Origin of the sequence: Bauldia sp. (genome assembly GCF_020442045.1) — a bacterium.
Taxonomy (GTDB): domain Bacteria; phylum Pseudomonadota; class Alphaproteobacteria; order Rhizobiales; family Kaistiaceae; genus Bauldia.
The window spans coordinates 25617-41199 of sequence record NZ_JAGRLA010000041.1; the positions used below are offsets into that span (position 1 = coordinate 25617).

At 67.3% G+C, this 15583-nt stretch carries 14 protein-coding genes and 1 pseudogene; 12 read left to right on the top strand and 3 right to left on the bottom strand.

Translation table 11 applies throughout. From position 1 onward, the window contains the following. Window positions 1-12 precede the first annotated feature (12 nt). The 10 genes from KDJ86_RS04820 to KDJ86_RS04865 all read left to right on the top strand — a co-directional run bounded on the left by KDJ86_RS04820 (window position 13) and on the right by KDJ86_RS04865 (window position 11164). The gene (locus KDJ86_RS04820; protein WP_521085257.1) at window positions 13-993 is read left to right on the top strand and encodes an ABC transporter permease; all 981 of its coding nucleotides are present in this window, start codon (window positions 13-15) and stop codon (window positions 991-993) included. Continuing rightward, window positions 983-2506: a sugar ABC transporter ATP-binding protein gene (locus KDJ86_RS04825; RefSeq protein WP_291743570.1), complete on the top strand. Its 1524-nt coding sequence runs from the start codon at window positions 983-985 to the stop codon at window positions 2504-2506. Before KDJ86_RS04820 ends, KDJ86_RS04825 begins: the two co-directional genes overlap by 11 nt. After that, window positions 2490-3488: an ABC transporter permease gene (locus KDJ86_RS04830; protein WP_291743572.1), complete on the top strand. Its 999-nt coding sequence runs from the start codon at window positions 2490-2492 to the stop codon at window positions 3486-3488. Before KDJ86_RS04825 ends, KDJ86_RS04830 begins: the two co-directional genes overlap by 17 nt. An 11-nt stretch (window positions 3489-3499) precedes the next feature. After that, entirely contained in the window at window positions 3500-4285 is a 786-nt protein-coding gene (locus tag KDJ86_RS04835) for an SDR family NAD(P)-dependent oxidoreductase (protein WP_291743574.1), read from the top strand. An 11-nt stretch (window positions 4286-4296) separates the two neighbouring features. After that, on the top strand, window positions 4297-5517 hold the full coding sequence (locus KDJ86_RS04840; protein WP_291743575.1) for a CaiB/BaiF CoA transferase family protein: 1221 nt from the start codon (window positions 4297-4299) through the stop codon (window positions 5515-5517). Window positions 5518-5524: 7 nt separating this feature from the next. Next, window positions 5525-6313 carry an enoyl-CoA hydratase/isomerase family protein gene (locus KDJ86_RS04845; protein WP_291743588.1) on the top strand — a complete coding sequence of 263 codons (789 nt, stop codon included), beginning with the start codon at window positions 5525-5527 and terminating at the stop codon, window positions 6311-6313. 14 nt (window positions 6314-6327) lie between these two features. After that, entirely contained in the window at window positions 6328-7359 is a 1032-nt protein-coding gene (locus KDJ86_RS04850) for an aldose epimerase family protein (RefSeq protein ID WP_291743576.1), read from the top strand. Beyond that, window positions 7359-9155: a CoA-transferase gene (locus KDJ86_RS04855; protein WP_291743577.1), complete on the top strand. Its 1797-nt coding sequence runs from the start codon at window positions 7359-7361 to the stop codon at window positions 9153-9155. The genes KDJ86_RS04850 and KDJ86_RS04855 overlap by 1 nt, the downstream gene beginning before the upstream one ends. Then, window positions 9152-9976, top strand: coding sequence for an SMP-30/gluconolactonase/LRE family protein (locus KDJ86_RS04860; RefSeq protein WP_291743578.1), 825 nt, complete (start codon window positions 9152-9154; stop codon window positions 9974-9976). The genes KDJ86_RS04855 and KDJ86_RS04860 overlap by 4 nt, the downstream gene beginning before the upstream one ends. A gap of 132 nt (window positions 9977-10108) precedes the next feature. Beyond that, window positions 10109-11164, top strand: a complete 1056-nt coding sequence (locus tag KDJ86_RS04865) for a calcium-binding protein (protein ID WP_291743580.1) — start codon at window positions 10109-10111, stop codon at window positions 11162-11164. A 40-nt stretch (window positions 11165-11204) separates the two neighbouring features. Here the strand turns inward: KDJ86_RS04865 and KDJ86_RS04870 are convergent, their stop codons facing one another. The 3 genes and pseudogenes from KDJ86_RS04870 to KDJ86_RS04880 all read right to left on the bottom strand — a co-directional run bounded on the left by KDJ86_RS04870 (window position 11205) and on the right by KDJ86_RS04880 (window position 14236). Continuing rightward, window positions 11205-12443, bottom strand: coding sequence for an enolase C-terminal domain-like protein (locus tag KDJ86_RS04870; protein ID WP_291743582.1), 1239 nt, complete (start codon window positions 12441-12443; stop codon window positions 11205-11207). A 270-nt stretch (window positions 12444-12713) separates the two neighbouring features. Then, window positions 12714-13508: pseudogene (locus KDJ86_RS04875) on the bottom strand (SDR family NAD(P)-dependent oxidoreductase). Continuing rightward, window positions 13505-14236, bottom strand: a complete 732-nt coding sequence (locus KDJ86_RS04880; RefSeq protein ID WP_291743583.1) for a FadR/GntR family transcriptional regulator — start codon at window positions 14234-14236, stop codon at window positions 13505-13507. Before KDJ86_RS04880 ends, KDJ86_RS04875 begins: the two are co-directional and overlap by 4 nt. Window positions 14237-14505: 269 nt before the next feature. Between KDJ86_RS04880 and KDJ86_RS04885 the strand changes: the two genes are divergently transcribed. Together KDJ86_RS04885 and KDJ86_RS04890 are read left to right on the top strand one after the other, a co-directional pair. Beyond that, the gene (locus KDJ86_RS04885; RefSeq protein WP_291743585.1) at window positions 14506-15297 is read left to right on the top strand and encodes an SDR family oxidoreductase; all 792 of its coding nucleotides are present in this window, start codon (window positions 14506-14508) and stop codon (window positions 15295-15297) included. Between the two features lie 83 nt (window positions 15298-15380). Further along, the coding region (locus KDJ86_RS04890; protein ID WP_291743587.1) for a dihydroxyacetone kinase subunit DhaK at window positions 15381-15583 on the top strand (203 nt) is incomplete at its 3' end.

Genomic DNA, 15583 nt, shown 5'->3' on the forward strand with positions numbered 1-15583 from the left:
GAAGCATCGATGGTGAGCGAAGTCTCGGCCCCTCCGAAGTCGGCAAGCCTTGTCGGCGCCCTGGTCGGCAACAACCAGATCGTCCTGGTTGCGGCGCTGGTCGTCATCTGCGTCGGCATCTCGCTGGCCGTCCCGCAATTCTATTCGAGCGCCAACATCATCGCGATCCTGCGTCAGGTGGCGATGGTGCTGATCGTCGCCTGCGGCATGACGATGCTGCTGATCACGGCGGAGGTCGACCTCTCGGTCGGCGCCTCGCTCGCCTTCGTCGGCGTCGTCGCCATGGACGTCATCAACGTCACCGACAGCGTCTTTCTCGGCGCGCTCGCCGGCATCGCCTTCGGCGCCCTGGTCGGCCTGGTCAACGGCCTCATCGTCACCCGCCTCAAGGTCAATTCGCTGATCGCCACCATCGGCACGATGATGATCCTCCAGGGCGGCGTCTTCCTCTACAGCCGCGAGGCGATCCAGAACCATCACCACCTGCCGTCCTTCGTCGATATCGGCGCCGGCTATGTCGGCCCGGTGCCGATCCCGGTCATCGTCGCCGCGGTGATCTTCATCGCTTCCTATGTCGTGCTGAGGCATACGACCCTCGGCCGCTACCTCTTCGCGGTCGGCGCCAACGAGAAGACCGCCCGGCTCTCCGGTCTCCGCACCACCTGGCTCAAGCTCTTCGCCTTCGTCCTGACCGGCGCGCTGGTCGGCGTCGCCGGGCTGATCCTCGGCTCGCTGATGAATGCCGGCCAGCCGACCGCCGGCCGCGGCTTCGAGCTCACCGTCATCGCCGCCGTGATCCTCGGCGGCACCAGCCTGTCGGGCGGCCGCGGCACGCTGATCGGCACGCTGCTCGGCGTCTTCGTCCTCAAGGTCATCGACGACGGCATCATCGTCCTGCAATGGAACCAGGACCTGCAGATGATCGTGCCGGGCGTCGTCCTGATCGCCGCGATCTATCTCGACATCCTGCGGAGGCGCGCCGATGCCCGCTGAAGCCGCGACCGCCGCCGTTGCCGAAACCGCCGCCCCGCTGCCGCTGGAAATGACCGGCATCGGCAAGCATTTTCCCGGCGTCATCGCGCTCGACAATGTCGATCTCAGCCTCGAGGCCGGCAAGGTCCATGCCCTGATGGGCGAGAATGGCGCCGGCAAGTCGACGCTGATCAAGATCCTCGCCGGCGTCTATGGCAAGGATACCGGCACCATCCGCATCGCCGGCCGCGAGACCTCGATCGCCAGCCCCGGCGACGCCCTGCGCCAGGGCATCAAGGTGGTCTTCCAGGAGATCGCGCTGATCTCCGAATTCACCGTCGCCGAGAATATCTTCCTCGAGCAATACCCGACCGGCCGATCCGGCTCGATCAACTGGAAGAAGATCAGGCAGGATGCCAGGGCGCTCTTCGAGCGCATCGGCTTCGACGTCGACACCAATGCCCGCACCGGTGCGCTGCCGATCAGCCAGCAGCAGATGGTCGAGATCGCCCGCGCGCTTGCCCATGAAGCCCGCATCGTCGTCATGGATGAGCCGACCTCGTCGCTGACCCCGGCCGAGGTGGCGCTGCTCTTCACCGTCATCCGGCGGCTCACCGCCCTCGGCATCGCCGTCATCTATGTCAGCCACAAGCTCGACGAGGTCTTCGAGATCGCCGACACGGTCACGGTGCTTCGCGACGGCCGCCACATCTCGACCAGGCCGATCGGCGAGCACACCCACGACACGCTGATCCAGGACATGATCGGCCGCCAGATCGACGACCTCTTTCCGCGCAGCCGCGGCCAGGCCTCCGGCAAGGTCGCGCTGTCGGTGAAGGGCGTGGCGACCGAAAAGCTCCGGGACGTCACCTTCGATGTCTATGCCGGCGAGGTGCTCGGCTTCTTCGGCCTGATGGGCGCCGGCCGTACCGAGCTCGCCAAGGCGATCGTCGGCTTCGATCCGATCGACAAGGGGACGATCGAGATCGGCGGCAGGCCGCTCCATCCCCACGACACCCGCACCGCCGTCTCGCTCGGCATCGGCCTCCTCACCGAGGACCGCAAGGGCGAGGGCCTGATGCTCGACCTGCCGGTGGTCTACAATCTCAGCCTCGCCGCCCTCGGCAGCTTCGCCCGTGGCGGCTTCATCGACGAGACCGCCGAGCGCGAGGCGGCGCAGGGCTATGTCGACCGCTTCCGGATTCGCACGCCGAGCCTTTTCCAGGAGATCAAGAATCTCTCCGGCGGCAACCAGCAGAAGGTGCTGCTCGCCCGCTGGCTCCTGAGGGGGCTCAGCGTCATCGTCGTCGACGAGCCGACCCGCGGCATCGACGTCGGCGCCAAGCAGGAAATCTTCGCGCTGATCGACCAGCTTGCCGCCGACGGCCATGCCATCGTGATGATGACCTCGGAAATGCCGGAGCTGCTCGGGCTCAGCGATCGCGTCATGGTCATGGGCGAGGGGCGGATCACCGGCTCCTTCTCGCGCGACGAGGCGACACAGGAGAAGATCCTCAATGCCGCAATCGTCTAGCATCGCCGCGCGCTCCGGTTCGCAGGTCACCGACACCTTCGCCACCCTTGGCCGGCGTCAGGAGATCGCGCTCGTCCTGTCGATCTTCGCGCTGATCGCCTTCTTCTCCTTCACCTCGGACTATTTCTTCACTGTCCGCAACCTGACCAACGTCCTCGGCCAGGGGTCGCTGGTGATGATCGCCGGCATCGGCGTCGCCATCGTCTTCATGTCGGGTGAGGTCGATATCTCGGTCGGTTCGCTGCAGGCGGCGGTCGCCATCCCGCTGATCGAGGTCATGAACGCCACCGGCAACCTGTGGCTCGGCCTTGCCGCCGCGCTTCTGCTCGGCCTGATCGTCGGCGTGATCAACGGCTATCTCTCGGCCTATGTCGGGATCAACTCGCTGATCGTCACCCTCGGCATGCTCTTCATCCTGCGCGGTGGCGTCTATCTCTATACCGGCAAGACGGCGATACCCGACGACGCCTATCTCGAGAGCTTCTTCGTGATCGGCAACGAGCGCTTCCTCGGCGTCGTGCCCTATCCGGCGCTGATCGCCCTCATCCTGCTGCTCGGCTTCATGTATGTGATGAGCCATCGCCCCTTCGGGCGAAAGGTCTATGCCGTCGGTGGCAATGCCGAGGTCGCCCGGCTCGCCGGCTTCCCGGTCAAGCGGGTCAAGTTCACCTGCTTCATCATCTCGAGCGTGATGGCGACGATCTCGGGCATCCTGCTCGCCTCGCGGCTCGGCTCGGCGGTCCATCTCGCCGGCATCGGCTTCGAGTTCCAGGTGGTCGCGGCGGTCGTGCTCGGCGGCGTCAGCCTCTCCGGCGGCGTCGGCTCGCTGCTCGGCATGGCGCTCGGCGTGCTGATCCTGGCATTCATGTCCAACGGGCTCGGGATGCTCGACCTGCCGACCGAATGGCAGCTCGTCATCACCGGCATCATCATCATCATCGCGGTGGCCTTCGACGAGATGAAGCGCCGCCGCGCAGGGTAGGAGGCGGATCAATGGATCGTTTGCAGGGCAAGGTCGCGGTCATCACCGGTGGCGCCGATGGTATCGGAAACGCCATCGCCAACGGCATGGCGCATGAGGGCGCCCACGTTTTCATCGGCGACATCTCGGACAAGAAGGGCGAGGCTTTCGCCAGGTCGCTGCGCGACGAGGGGCTGAAGGCGGACTTCGTCCACTGCGATGTCGCCGAGGACGGGGACATCAGGAACCTGATCGAGACCGCGATCGACAAGGGCGGCCGCCTCGACATCCTCGTCAACAACGCCGCGATAGCGATTGGCGGCTTCCCGATCCACGACATGACCGACGAGCAGTGGACCCGGCTGATGACCGTCAACCTCACCAGCGTCTTCCGTGGCTGCAAATATGCGTTGCCGCAGATGATCGAGCAGGGTGGCGGCGCGATCATCAACATGGCCTCGGCCCAGGGCCATGTCGGCCTCGACGGCTGGACCGCCTATGCCGGCGCCAAGGGCGCGGTGATGTCGATGACCCGCCAGATGGCGGTCGAGTTCGGGCCGCGGAACATCCGCGTCAATTCGATCTCGCCCGGCACGATCAACACGCCGATGAACGAGAAGGTGATCGCCGATCTTGGCGACCACGTCGCGCGCGCCTGGGTGAAGATGCATCCGATTGGCCGCATCGGCGAGCCGCGCGAAATCGCCGAGGCGGCGATCTACCTCGCCAGCGATGCGGCGGGCTTCACCACGGGCATTGATCTTCGCGTCGACGGCGGGCTGACCGCCGCGCCGCGCTATGTGCCGGATCTCGTCTGAGGGAGGGCGTGATGAACGACATGCCGACGATCCAGCGTGCGCTCGAGGGCGTCACCGTTCTCGATTTCAGCCACCTGCTGCAGGGTCCCTTCGCCACCCAGCTTCTCGGCGACATGGGCGCCGACATCATCAAGATCGAGCGGGCCGGCTCCGGCGACATGTTCCGCTCGATGACCTTCTTCGCCAAATGGGTGGGCGGTTCGGAAAGCCCGAATTTCCTCGCCTGGAACCGCAACAAGCGGTCGATCGCCCTCAATCTCAAGAGCCCCAGGGTCCATGACCTGATCATGGAGATGGCGAAGAAGGCCGACGTCGTCGTCCAGAATTTCCGCCCCGGCGTCCTCGATCGCCTTGGTTACGGCTACGAGGACTTCAAGGCCGCCAACCCGCGCATCATCTATTGCTCGGGCTCCGGCTATGGCGAGGACGGCCCCTATGTCGACCGCCCCGGCCAGGACATGCTGATCCAGGGGCTCGCCGGCCTCATCTCCAATACCGGTCGCGGCGACCAGGCGCCGGTGCCGGCCGGCGCCGGCCTCGCCGACCAGATCGGCGCGATGAACATGGTCTATGGCATCCTCGGCGCGCTCTACTGGCGGGAGAAGACCGGCAAGGGCCAGAAGATCGAGGTCAACCTGCTCGCCGGCATGCTCGCCCACCTCGCCCAGGAATATGTCGCCGTCCTCAATCTCGGCGAGGATCTCGAACGTCCCAATTCCGGCATCGGCCATCCCGGCATGCAGGCGCCCTTCGGCATCTACCGGACGAAGGATGGCGGCTATGTCTCGATCGCCATGAGTCCCTTCAAGACGCTCTACGAGACGCTCGAGGCGCCGGAGCTGGCGGTCTATGACGACCTGACCACGCTTTACGACAAGCGCGACGAGGTCTGGGAGAAGGTCGATGCCGAGACCCGCAAATACGGCACGGAAGAGCTGCTCGAGCGGATGCTCGCCGCCGATATCTGGTGCGCCGAGGTCAAGGATATCCGCAAGGCGGCCGAGGACCCGCAGGTCACCCATATGAAGATGATCACCACCTACCAGCATCCCAAGGGCGGCACGGTCAAGGTTGTCGCCCCGGCGATCCGGATGAGCGAGACCCAGCCGGTGATCGAGCGCCCGGCGCCGATGATCGGCGAGCACGGACGCGAGATCCTGGCCGAATTTGGCGTTCCCGAGGCGGCGATCGAAGACCTCGTCTCGTCCGGCGACATGACCATCGAGACCTGACGTGGCCATGTCTGCGCCCGCGACGCTTTCGGTCGAACGCCACGGCGCGGTGGCGGTGGTCACCTTCCGCCGTCCCGACCAGCTCAACGCCATCAACACGCCGATGCAGGGCGAGATCACCGACACCTTCCTCGCGCTCGGCCGTGATCCCGGCGTCAACGTCATCGTCGTCACCGGCGAGGGCAGGGGCTTCATGGCCGGCGCCGACATCAAGGAATATGCCGGCGAGGCGGACGACGCCTTCGACGCCTTCCAGAAGCGCGGCGGCGCGATGTATGCGGCGATCGAGGACAACCCCAAGCCGGTCATCGCCGCGGTCAACGGCTACGCCCTCGGCGGCGGTTTCGAGCTGGTTCTGTGCTGCGACCTGGTTGTCGCCTCCAGTGCGGCGAAGATGGGCCTGCCCGAGGTCAAGCTCGGCCTCGTGCCGGGCGGCGGCGGCACCCAGCGTGGCGTCCGCAAGCTCGGCGCCAATCGCGCCGCCTACCTGCTGATGACCGGTGCCATGCTGCCGGCCGCGGCCTTCGAGCAATACGGCCTCGTCACCCTCGTCACCGAGCCGGGCGAGCTGATGCCGCGGGCGCTGGCGCTCGCCGGCGAGATCGCCACGGCCTCGCCGGATTCGATCCGTGCGCTGAAGGCGCTGGTGCGTGTTGCGACGGAGAGCGATCTCGCCACCGGCCTCGACCGCGAGCGCGATGCGGTCTGCTCGCTGTTCCGCACCGGTTTCGCCAGGGACCGTGTCCGTGAATTCGCCGAGAAGAGCGCCGCCCGCGAGCGCGGGAAGCGAGGCTGAATCCGAAGAGGGGGATGACGATGGCCGACCCGATGAATGACGCCCCTTATCGAGGCCTCGGCTGGGCGCATGGCTGCCTGACCGTCCAGCGGCTCGGCGCGATGCTCGCGCCCGTCACCTTCCTGCTTCCCGATGGCCGCCAGGTCAGCCCGATGCAGGTCGCGCCATGGGCCGGCGAGCCGGGAACGGAGGAGCTGCCCGGCATCCTCCGGCGTCTGCGCGGCGAATGGCCTTGCGTTCCGTTCGGCTATTCCGTGCCGCCGGACGGCTTCACGCCGGCCTGGGCGGCCGCCATGCGGCCCGCCGAGCCGGACGAGGAGCTCCATGGCCATTCGTCCAACGTCGACTGGGACTGGCAGGAGGCGGAGGCCGGGACGCTGAAGCTTTCCGTCGCCTATCCCGAAACCAGCAAGGTCGCCCGGGTCGAACGGACGATCACCCCGGATCCGGACTCGCCGGCCGTCGACATCACCTTCCGCATCGAGGTGCGCGAGGATTGCCGGCTGCCGATCGGCCTCCACCCGACCTTCCGCCTGCCGCTGGTGCTCGGCGGAGCGCGGCTCGAACCCGGCCGCTTCGATCACGGCCTGACCTACCCGTCGACGGTCGAGCCCGAGGCGCCGCTCTTCGCCATCGACGCGCGCTTCGACGACCTCGCCGCGGTTCCCGGCCGCTTCGGCACCGTCGTCGACGCGAGCCGCCTGCCGCTCGCCAACGACGCCGAGGAGCTCCTCCAGCTCAACGGCGTCGACGGCACCGCGGCGCTCGCCAGCGAGACGGAAGGCTATCGCATGCGGCTCACCTGGCAGCCGGAGCATTTTCCGAGCCTCCTCCTCTGGTACAGCAACCAGGGCCGCAAGATGGCGCCATGGAGCGGCCGCCACCTCGCCATCGGCATCGAGCCGGTCTGCTCGCCCTTCGGCCTCGGCCCCGCGACCGCGCGCGCCGACAATCCGATCGCCGCCTCCGGCACCCCGACGGCGCTTGCCTTCAGCGCCGGCGAGCCCTTCGTCACCCGCTACCGCATCGCGGTGGAACCGCTCTGATGGACGCGGCCCTTCACCAAAGCCTGGTGAAGCCCAACCGGCCGATATTCACCGATCTCGCCGGCCTCGCCGCGATGGTCGCCGACGGCGATGTCTTCGGTGTCGGCGGCCACCATTTCGCCCGCCTGCCGGTCGCCCTCCTCAATGCCGTCGCCGCCCGCGGCGTCGGCGGCCTTCGCTACGTCTCCTGGGCGGGCGGCCTGCCGCTCGAGATGCTGCTCGAGGCGGAGGCGGTCGCGAGCATCGATCTCTGCTTTTCCAGCCTCGACATCTTCGGCCTGCCGCCGCGCTTCCGCGCCGTTGCCGAGGCCGGCGCGGTGCCGGTCAGCGACTGGACGGCGCTCGGCATGATCCAGGCGCTCCGCGCCGCCGAGCAGAACCTGCCGTCGCTGCCGTTCCAGTTGCCCGAAGGCTCCGACATGATGGCCCGCATGCCGGGCGCGGCGACGGTCGACGATCCCGCGAGCGGCGAGGCGGTCGGCGTCGTGCCGCCGCTCCGCCTCGATACGGTCGTCCTCCATGCCCCCCGTGCCGACGCGCTCGGCAATGTCGCGATCGTCGGCGCCCGCGCGCTCGACTGGCCGATGGCCGCGGCGGCCCGCAAGGTGCTGGTCACTGTCGAGGAGATCGTGCCGGCCGGCGAGATCGCGCGGGACGACCGCCATATGGTGCTGACCCGCAACCGCGTCACCGCGATCGCCAGGGTCGAGGGCGGCGCCTGGCCGGCCTCCTGCCTGCCCCGCTACGTCACCGACTATGCGGCGCTGAATGCCGCCTTCGCCTCCGGCGCGCCGCTGGCGGAGACGCTGCGCCTGCCGGCGGCCGGCGTCCCGCCGACCCTGCGCACGGCCGCGCATCTGCCCGCCGCCGGCGCCGCCGGCCGGCGCTTCCCGACGGTCATCAACCGAGGCAACCCGGCGGCCACCACCGACGAGGCGATGGCGATCCGTATCGCCGCCGAGCTCGACAATGACAGCTTCGCCAGCGCCGGTGCCGTCTCGCCGCTCGCCAATGTCGCCTACCGCCTCGCCAAGGCGACCCACGCCCCGGACATGTTCGTCGCGACCATGACCTGCGGCCATCTCGACATCACGCCGAGCCCGCTGAGCCTCAGCCTGATCGAGCCCTTCGACGCCGAGACGGCGGCGGCCCATGCCGGCGGCGACGACACCTATTCGGCCTACTACCAGGGCGGCGCCGTGACCCACGAGATCATCGCCGCCGCCCAGGTCGATGCCCGCGCCCGGGTCAACAACATCGCCATAGCCAGGAAGGACGGCGGCACGATCCGCCTGCCCGGCCAGGGCGGCATGGCCGACGTCGCCAACATGCACGGCAACTACGTCATCTACGTTACCCGCCACGCGCCGCTGTCGCTGGTCGCGGCGGTCGATATCGCGAGCTGCGGCCGCGCCTATCTGACTCCCGAGGAGCGCGAGGCGCGGGGCTATCGCCCCGGCGCGGTCAAGCTCATCACCGACCTCTGCGTCTTCGAGCTTGACGAGGTAAGCCGCGAGCTTGTCGTCACCGAGATGTTCCCCGGCGTCACCCGCGACCAGGTGGCCGGGGCGACCGGCTTCCCGGCCGTCTTCGCGGCCGATTGCTGCGAGGTTCCGCCGCCCGGGCCGGAAATTCTGGAGGTGCTTCGCGAGCGGATCGATCCGCTGGGTCTCCGCAGGCTCGAATTCGTCGGCTCGCGCCAGCGCGGCGGGCTGCTCGACGAGGTCATCGCGCTCGATCGCGAGCTCGTCGCCTTCCTCGCCGACGGCGTTGAAACTGAAAGGAAAGCCGGATGAAGCCGCTCCTCGACATCACCGCCGCCCGGGTCTTCTTCGACGGCATCTTCTCGGACCCGCGGGTCGCCCATCCCGAGGGCGTCGCCGTCCATGCCGACGGCTCGATCTGGTGCGGCAACGAGGTCGGGGAGCTTCTCCGCATCGACGCCGGGGGCACGGCGGTCGAGCGGATGGGGACGACGGGCGGTTTCCTGCTCGGCATCGCCTTCGACAGCGCCGGCAACTGCTATGCCTGCGACCTGAGGCATTCCGCGATCTTCCGCTACGAGGCGGCGACCGGCAGGATGGAGCGTTTCGCCGACGCCGGCATCAAGGTACCGAACTATCCGGTCGTCGACGCGGCGCGCGGCTGCCTCTACGTCTCCGACAGCGCCGGCGACCCCGGCATCGGCATCTACCGCTACGATCTTGGCTCGGGCGAGGGCGGCGTCTGGCATGAGGGGCCGACCCGCTTCGCCAACGGCATGGCGATGGCGCCGGGCGGCGACGCGCTCTATGTCGTCGAGAGCTTCGCCCCGGCGGTCAGCAGGGTGCCGATCGCCACTGACGGTTCCGCCGGGGCGCTGGAGCGCGTTGTCTCGGATGTGCGCAACGTTCCCGACGGCCTCGCCTTCGCCCCGGATGGTTCGCTCTTCATCTCCTGCTACGAGCCGAGCCGCATCTACCGCTGGCGCGATGGCGGCCCGCTGGAGGTCCTGATCGAGGACCCGCACGCCACCACCATCGCCCATCCGACCAACGTCGCGCTGAAGGGCGCGAAGATGTACACGGCCAATCTCGGCCGCTGGCACATCACCGAGATCGACCTGTCGTCGCTTTGAGCGCCCTGGCGCTGATCGGCCGAGCCGGGCTGTACATCCTGGGATTGCAAATACGCTCCAGGTGAGCGACGGTATCACATGAAGCCTCGGCCGGCGTGGCTTTGCAGGCGACGCAGGCCGGGAGGGACGACCATGGTCGTCAAGATCGAGAGCTTCGAGGGAGTCACGACGACTCCGAATTCACCGAACTACGAACACGAAGACAATGATTTCTGGCACCAGCCGGGATATCTGGACGAATACACTTTCGCATCCGGCCTGAAGCTGCTGGGGCCGATTCCAAACAGGGAAAACGGAGGTGTGTGGACCGGCGATTTCAGTCAGGGAACGGCTGACGATTGGTTCAATGACACCGACGATATTCTCAACGCCGGCGATGTGCCGGACGGGAATGCCTATATCGGCGCCTATGACGACCACGGCTTCATCCTCTTCGGCCTCGGGGCAGCCTATACCGTCAGTGCGCTGGTCACTGGCTACGACGGCGCCCCGAACGCGCTCGTCGCCTATGACGAGAACCAGAAGCTGATCACCGGCGCGTCGATCAAAAGCGTGGCGGTCGACGATTGGGGCCACAATATCATTCAGGTGACGAGCAAGAAGCCGATCGCCTACGTGGTCTTTGCCGGCGACTATATCGTCGTCGACAGGTTGCAGTTCGACACCTCGAAGCCGGACGTCATCAAGGGCGACAAGGACGGCGGCAAGGTCAGGGGTACCAATTCCGATGACCTGATGCTCGGCAAGAAAGCCAACGACAAGTTCATCGCCAAGGACGGCGACGACACCCTCTACGGCAAGAAGGGCAACGACAAGCTCCACGGCAAGGACGGCAACGACACGCTGATCGGCGGCAAGGACAAGGACAAGCTTTGGGGCGAAGACGGCCAGGACACCTTCGTCTTCGATACGGTCGCGACCCAGGACAAGCTCAAGGATTTCAATCCGGACGACGACACCATCCTGTTGTCGCGGGCGGCCTTCACCGAGATCAACACCGGCCTGCTGGATTCTGGAGCATTCGTCCTCGGCAGCGCCTCTGTCGATGCCGGCAGTCGCATCCTTTACGATCCGGCGACCGGCCGGCTCTATTACGACGAGGATGGCACCGGCAGCATCGCTCCGGTCGAGGTCGCAAGGCTGCCCGCCGGCCTTGCCGTGAGCCATGAGGATTTCTTCGTCGCTTGAGCCTCCGGCCAGGCTGTGAGGCGAAGCACGACGCCTCGCCTCACCACGGCATGACGGCGCCGGCCTTGGGGTCGGCGTAGCGCTGCTCGGGCGCGATCGAATACCAGTCCGGCCGCGCCGGGTCGCGGTCGTAGGCATAGCCACCGAGCTCGCGATAGAGCTCGGCATATTCGGCGACCTTGTCGCGGTCGAGCTCGACCCCGAGGCCGGGGCCCTTCGGCAGGGCGATCCTGCCGTCCCTGTATGGCATCTTGCCGCCCTTGATCACGTCGTCGGTCAGGTGGTGGTAGTGGGCGTCGGCGGCGAAGGCGAGGTTGGGCAGCGCCGCGCCGAGGTGCAGCATGGTGGCAAGCTGGACGCCGAGCTCGCCCGAGGAATGGACGCTCGCCCCCCACTGGAAGGTCTCCAGCACCTGGCCGGCCTTGTAGGCCTGGCGCAGGCCGCCCCAGAAGGTCGTGTCGAGCAGGATGACGTCGACCGCCTCGAGGCGGATGCAGGCGGCGAGTTGTTCGAAATTGACCACCACCGTGTTGGTCGCGGTCGGCATGTCGATGGCGTTGCGCACCCGGCGCATGCCTTCAAGGCCCCAGGCCGGGTCCTCGAGATACTCGTTGTTGAGATTGCCGATCGCCTTGGCGACCCGGATGCTCTCCTCGACCGACCAGGCGCTGTTCGGGTCGAGCCTGAGCCCGTCGCCGGGGAAGGCGGCGCCCAGCGCCTGCATCACCTCGATGTCGTGGTCGGGCGGGAAGACGCCACCCTTCAGCTTGTGGGTCTTGAAGCCATGGCGGGCAACCAGGTCCCTGGTATGGGCGACCATCTCGTCGGGCGTGATCTCGCCGCCGGCCGAGCCGTCCTTGCTGCGGTAGCGATAGAAGAGATAGGTGGCGAAGGGCACCTCCTCGCGCACCGCGCCGCCGATCAGGTCGCAGGCGCGGATGTTGAGGAACTTGCCGGCGACGTCCATGCAGGCGAACTCGATCGCCGCATGGAGCTGCATCCGGTTGTTGTAGAGCGAGGCGACCGGGTTCATGATCTTCCAGCGAAGCTGCTCGAGCTGCAGCGGATCGTGGCCGAGGAGATAGGGCTTCAGGCCGGCGATCGCCCTTTCGGCGGATTCCCCGCCGCCGCCCATCTCGCCGACCCCGGTCAGTCCCTCGTCGGTCTCGATCTCGATGAGCGTGCGGACGAAGCGCCCCCAGTGGGCGCCGTTGGAATGGCGCAGCGGCGCCTCGAGCGGGACGGTGACCGTCGTCGCCTTGATGTCGGTGATCTTCATTGCAGGACTTCCTTGTGAGCGATCTTTGCCGCGAACGCCCTTTCCCCCCTTGTGGGGGAGAAGGCGGAGCTTCGGTCGGCGAAGCCGGCCGTTGGCGCAGCCAGAGAGGGGTAAGGGACAGCGCCGTCTGAATACCCCTCTCCCGGATTTCCCACGCCGATTTGGCACGTCAAATCGGGGAAATCCGGCCTCCCCCGCAAGGGGGGAGGCAAAGGCGTTGCGACGACCTTTCGCAGTTCCTGGATCGCAGGGAGCCTCATCGCCCCTTCTTCACTCCTTGGGTGCGCCGCTGATCGGCAGCAGCAGGCCGCCGTCGGCGACGAGCGTCGAGCCGGTGACGAACGAGGCTTTGGGCGAGGCGAGGAAGACGACCGTCTCGGCAATCTCCACTGGCTCGGCAATGCGGCCGAGCGGATGCATGTTGCGGATCGTCTCGGTCAGCCCCTCCGGATCGTCGTCGAGCGAGATCGCCCAGCGCAGCATCGGCGTGTTGACGCTGCCGGGCGCCACCGCGTTCACCCGCACGCCTTAGCCGGCGAAGTCGAGCGCCATCGACCGGGTCAGGCCGATCAGCGCGTGCTTGCCGGTGGTGTAGGCGGCCACGCCGCGCTGGGTCGCGAAGGATTGCACCGACGCCATGTTGACGATCGCGCCGCGGGTCTTCCTGAGATGCGGGATGGCGTGGTGGCAGACGAGGTAGACGCTCTTCAGGTTGATGTCGATGACCTCGTCCCATTCGCTCTCGGTGGTCGTCTCGACCGTTCCATAGCGCTGGATGCCGGCATTGTTGGAGACGATGTCGATCCGCCCCCAGGCGTCGACCACCTCGGCGATGCAGGCGGCGACCTGAGCGCCGGACGATACGTCGGTGGCGATCGCCCGAACCTCGAATCCGCGCGCCGAGAGCGTGTCGGCGACCTCCTTCGCCGGAACCTCGTCGCGGTCGACGATCGCGACTTTCGCCCCGCGCTCGGCGAGGAGCTCGGCGACCGCCTGGCCGATGCCCATCGCGGCGCCGGTGACGATCGCCACCTTGCCGGAGAATTCCTTGTCGCCGTGGTTCATGCGCCCCTCGTCCGCTCCGCTGTCAGCTTCGCCTGGATGACCTCGATCACGTCGGTCAGATGCTCGTGCATCATCGCGCGCGCGGCGTCGGCGTCATGCGCCTTGAGCGCGTCGAGGATCAGCTTGTGCTGCTCGTGGTCGCGGCGCCGGTTGTTGTAGAGGTCGAGCACCGCCATCTGCTCCTTGATGTGTACCTCGGTCAGGCTGAAGACGACGTCGGCGAGGACGGTGTTGGCCGATCCCTCGGCGATCGCGCGGTGGAAGCGCATGTTGACGATGCCGAGCACCGCGTCCTCGCTGTCGCCGCCGGAAAGATGCGCCTCGGCTTCGGCGAGCAGGTCGGTCAGGTCGTCGATATGCTTCTCGGTGGCGTGGATCGCCGCGAGCTCGGCGACCGCCGGCTCGATCAGGAGACGCGCCTGCAGCAGGTCGAGGATCGTCCCCGTTCCCAGCGTCCCGGTATAGGGGTTGGTCACCATCAGCCGAGGCTCGGCGCGGGTGACGTAGATCCCCGAGCCGTGACGGATGTCGAGGTTGCCCGCCATCTGCAAGAGGCGGAGCGCCTCGCGCATGGTCGGGGTCGCGACCGAGAAGCGCTCGGCCAGCTCCTTGACGCTCGGCAGCCGGTCGCCGGGCTGGAGTCCTTCCTCGAGGATCAGCGACAGCACCTGCCGGGTGAGGTGGCTCGACAGGGAGACGGGCGCGCCCGTCCGCTCGACGATATTCAACCGGCTTCCTCCATTTGCCGATCTCAGTAACTCAATAACTCACTCAATGTCCAGAGACAGTCCGGGACGTGTAGCGCCCGTTGCCGGCCGGTGCCGTTCCGGGCCCGATTCGGCGTGTGCCCGGGCCCGTCGCGGGGACGCCCTTGTGCGGACCGGCGCGCCTCCATAAGACTCCTCCACCTTCCGCGAGGCATTCGCCATCGGCGGGAGCGGTGGCTGCGGGCCTCTGTGCCGTTGCCTGGCAAGCAGACGACAAGGGGAGGCGCGGCATGGAAGCACGGCTCGACGGCAAGGTCGTCCTGGTCACCGGAGCGACGCAGGGGATCGGCGAAGCCATCGCCGATGTCGCGGCGCATAGCGGCGCGTCCGGTCTCATGCTCACTGGCCTCGAGGCCGACCAGGGGGAGAGCGTCGCCCGGCGACTCGGGGAGACTGGCGTCGAGACGCAATTCCTCGCCGCCGATCTCAGGGACGCGGACGCGCCGGAGAGGCTCGTGTCCGCATGCCTGTCACGCTTCGGCCGCATCGACGGGCTGGTCAACGTCGCGGCGCTGACCGATCGCTCGTCGTTGCTGGACGCCGATATCGGTCTCTGGACCGAGCAATTCGACGTCAATGCGCGGGCGCCTTTCTTCCTGATGCAGCATGCGGTCAGGGCGATGCGCGAGCGCGGCGAGGGCGGGGCGATCGTCAACATCCTGTCGATGAACGCCCATGGCGGCACGCCGGACCTGACGGTCTACTCGGCGACCAAGGCGGCCCTTGCGCTGCTCACCAGGAACGCCGCCGATGCCCATCGCTGGGACCGCATCCGGATCAACGGCATCAATGTCGGCTGGGCGCTGACCCCGAGGGAGAGGGTCATGCAGGCGGAAACCCTCGGCCGCGGCGAGGGCTGGGTCGCGGAAGCCGAGAGTTCCATGCCGTTCGGACGACTGCTCGTCCCTGCCGATGTCGCCAATCTCGCGGTCTTCCTCCTCAGCGAGGCCGGCGGCCCGATGACCGGCGCCCTGGTCGATCAGGAACAGTGGGTGCTCGGCGCCAATCGGGGAGTGGCGTGAGGCAATAGGCATCGGCCGGCGGCGATGCTAAGGAACGGTAACCGCCGCTTCCGGGCGCACAAGAAGAATGATGGAGGAAACCGATGAAGAAGCTCCTGAACGATCCCTATGCCTATGCGTCCGAGACGCTTGAGGGGCTTTGCCGGGCCCATCCCCAGAATTACCGCTTCAGCGATGGGAGCCGGCAGGTGGTGGTCAGGCCGGACAGTTCGGTCAGCGGCAAGGTCGGCATCGTCACCGGCGGCGGATCGGGCCACTTGCCGGTCTTTGTCGGCTATGTCGGCCG

Excerpts from the sequence above, each read along its gene's own strand:
- KDJ86_RS04855 (WP_291743577.1), top strand. The coding sequence starts at position 7,359 with ATGGACGCGGCCCTTCACCAAAGCCTGGTGAAGCCCAACCGGCCGATA.
- KDJ86_RS04840 (WP_291743575.1), top strand. The coding sequence starts at position 4,297 with ATGAACGACATGCCGACGATCCAGCGTGCGCTCGAGGGCGTCACCGTT.
- KDJ86_RS04885 (WP_291743585.1), top strand. The coding sequence starts at position 14,506 with ATGGAAGCACGGCTCGACGGCAAGGTCGTCCTGGTCACCGGAGCGACG.
- KDJ86_RS04860 (WP_291743578.1), top strand. The coding sequence starts at position 9,152 with ATGAAGCCGCTCCTCGACATCACCGCCGCCCGGGTCTTCTTCGACGGC.
- KDJ86_RS04845 (WP_291743588.1), top strand. The coding sequence starts at position 5,525 with ATGTCTGCGCCCGCGACGCTTTCGGTCGAACGCCACGGCGCGGTGGCG.
- KDJ86_RS04850 (WP_291743576.1), top strand. The coding sequence starts at position 6,328 with ATGACGATGGCCGACCCGATGAATGACGCCCCTTATCGAGGCCTCGGC.
- KDJ86_RS04825 (WP_291743570.1), top strand. The coding sequence starts at position 983 with ATGCCCGCTGAAGCCGCGACCGCCGCCGTTGCCGAAACCGCCGCCCCG.
- KDJ86_RS04870 (WP_291743582.1), bottom strand. The coding sequence starts at position 12,443 with ATGAAGATCACCGACATCAAGGCGACGACGGTCACCGTCCCGCTCGAG.
- KDJ86_RS04835 (WP_291743574.1), top strand. The coding sequence starts at position 3,500 with ATGGATCGTTTGCAGGGCAAGGTCGCGGTCATCACCGGTGGCGCCGAT.
- KDJ86_RS04830 (WP_291743572.1), top strand. The coding sequence starts at position 2,490 with ATGCCGCAATCGTCTAGCATCGCCGCGCGCTCCGGTTCGCAGGTCACC.
- KDJ86_RS04865 (WP_291743580.1), top strand. The coding sequence starts at position 10,109 with ATGGTCGTCAAGATCGAGAGCTTCGAGGGAGTCACGACGACTCCGAAT.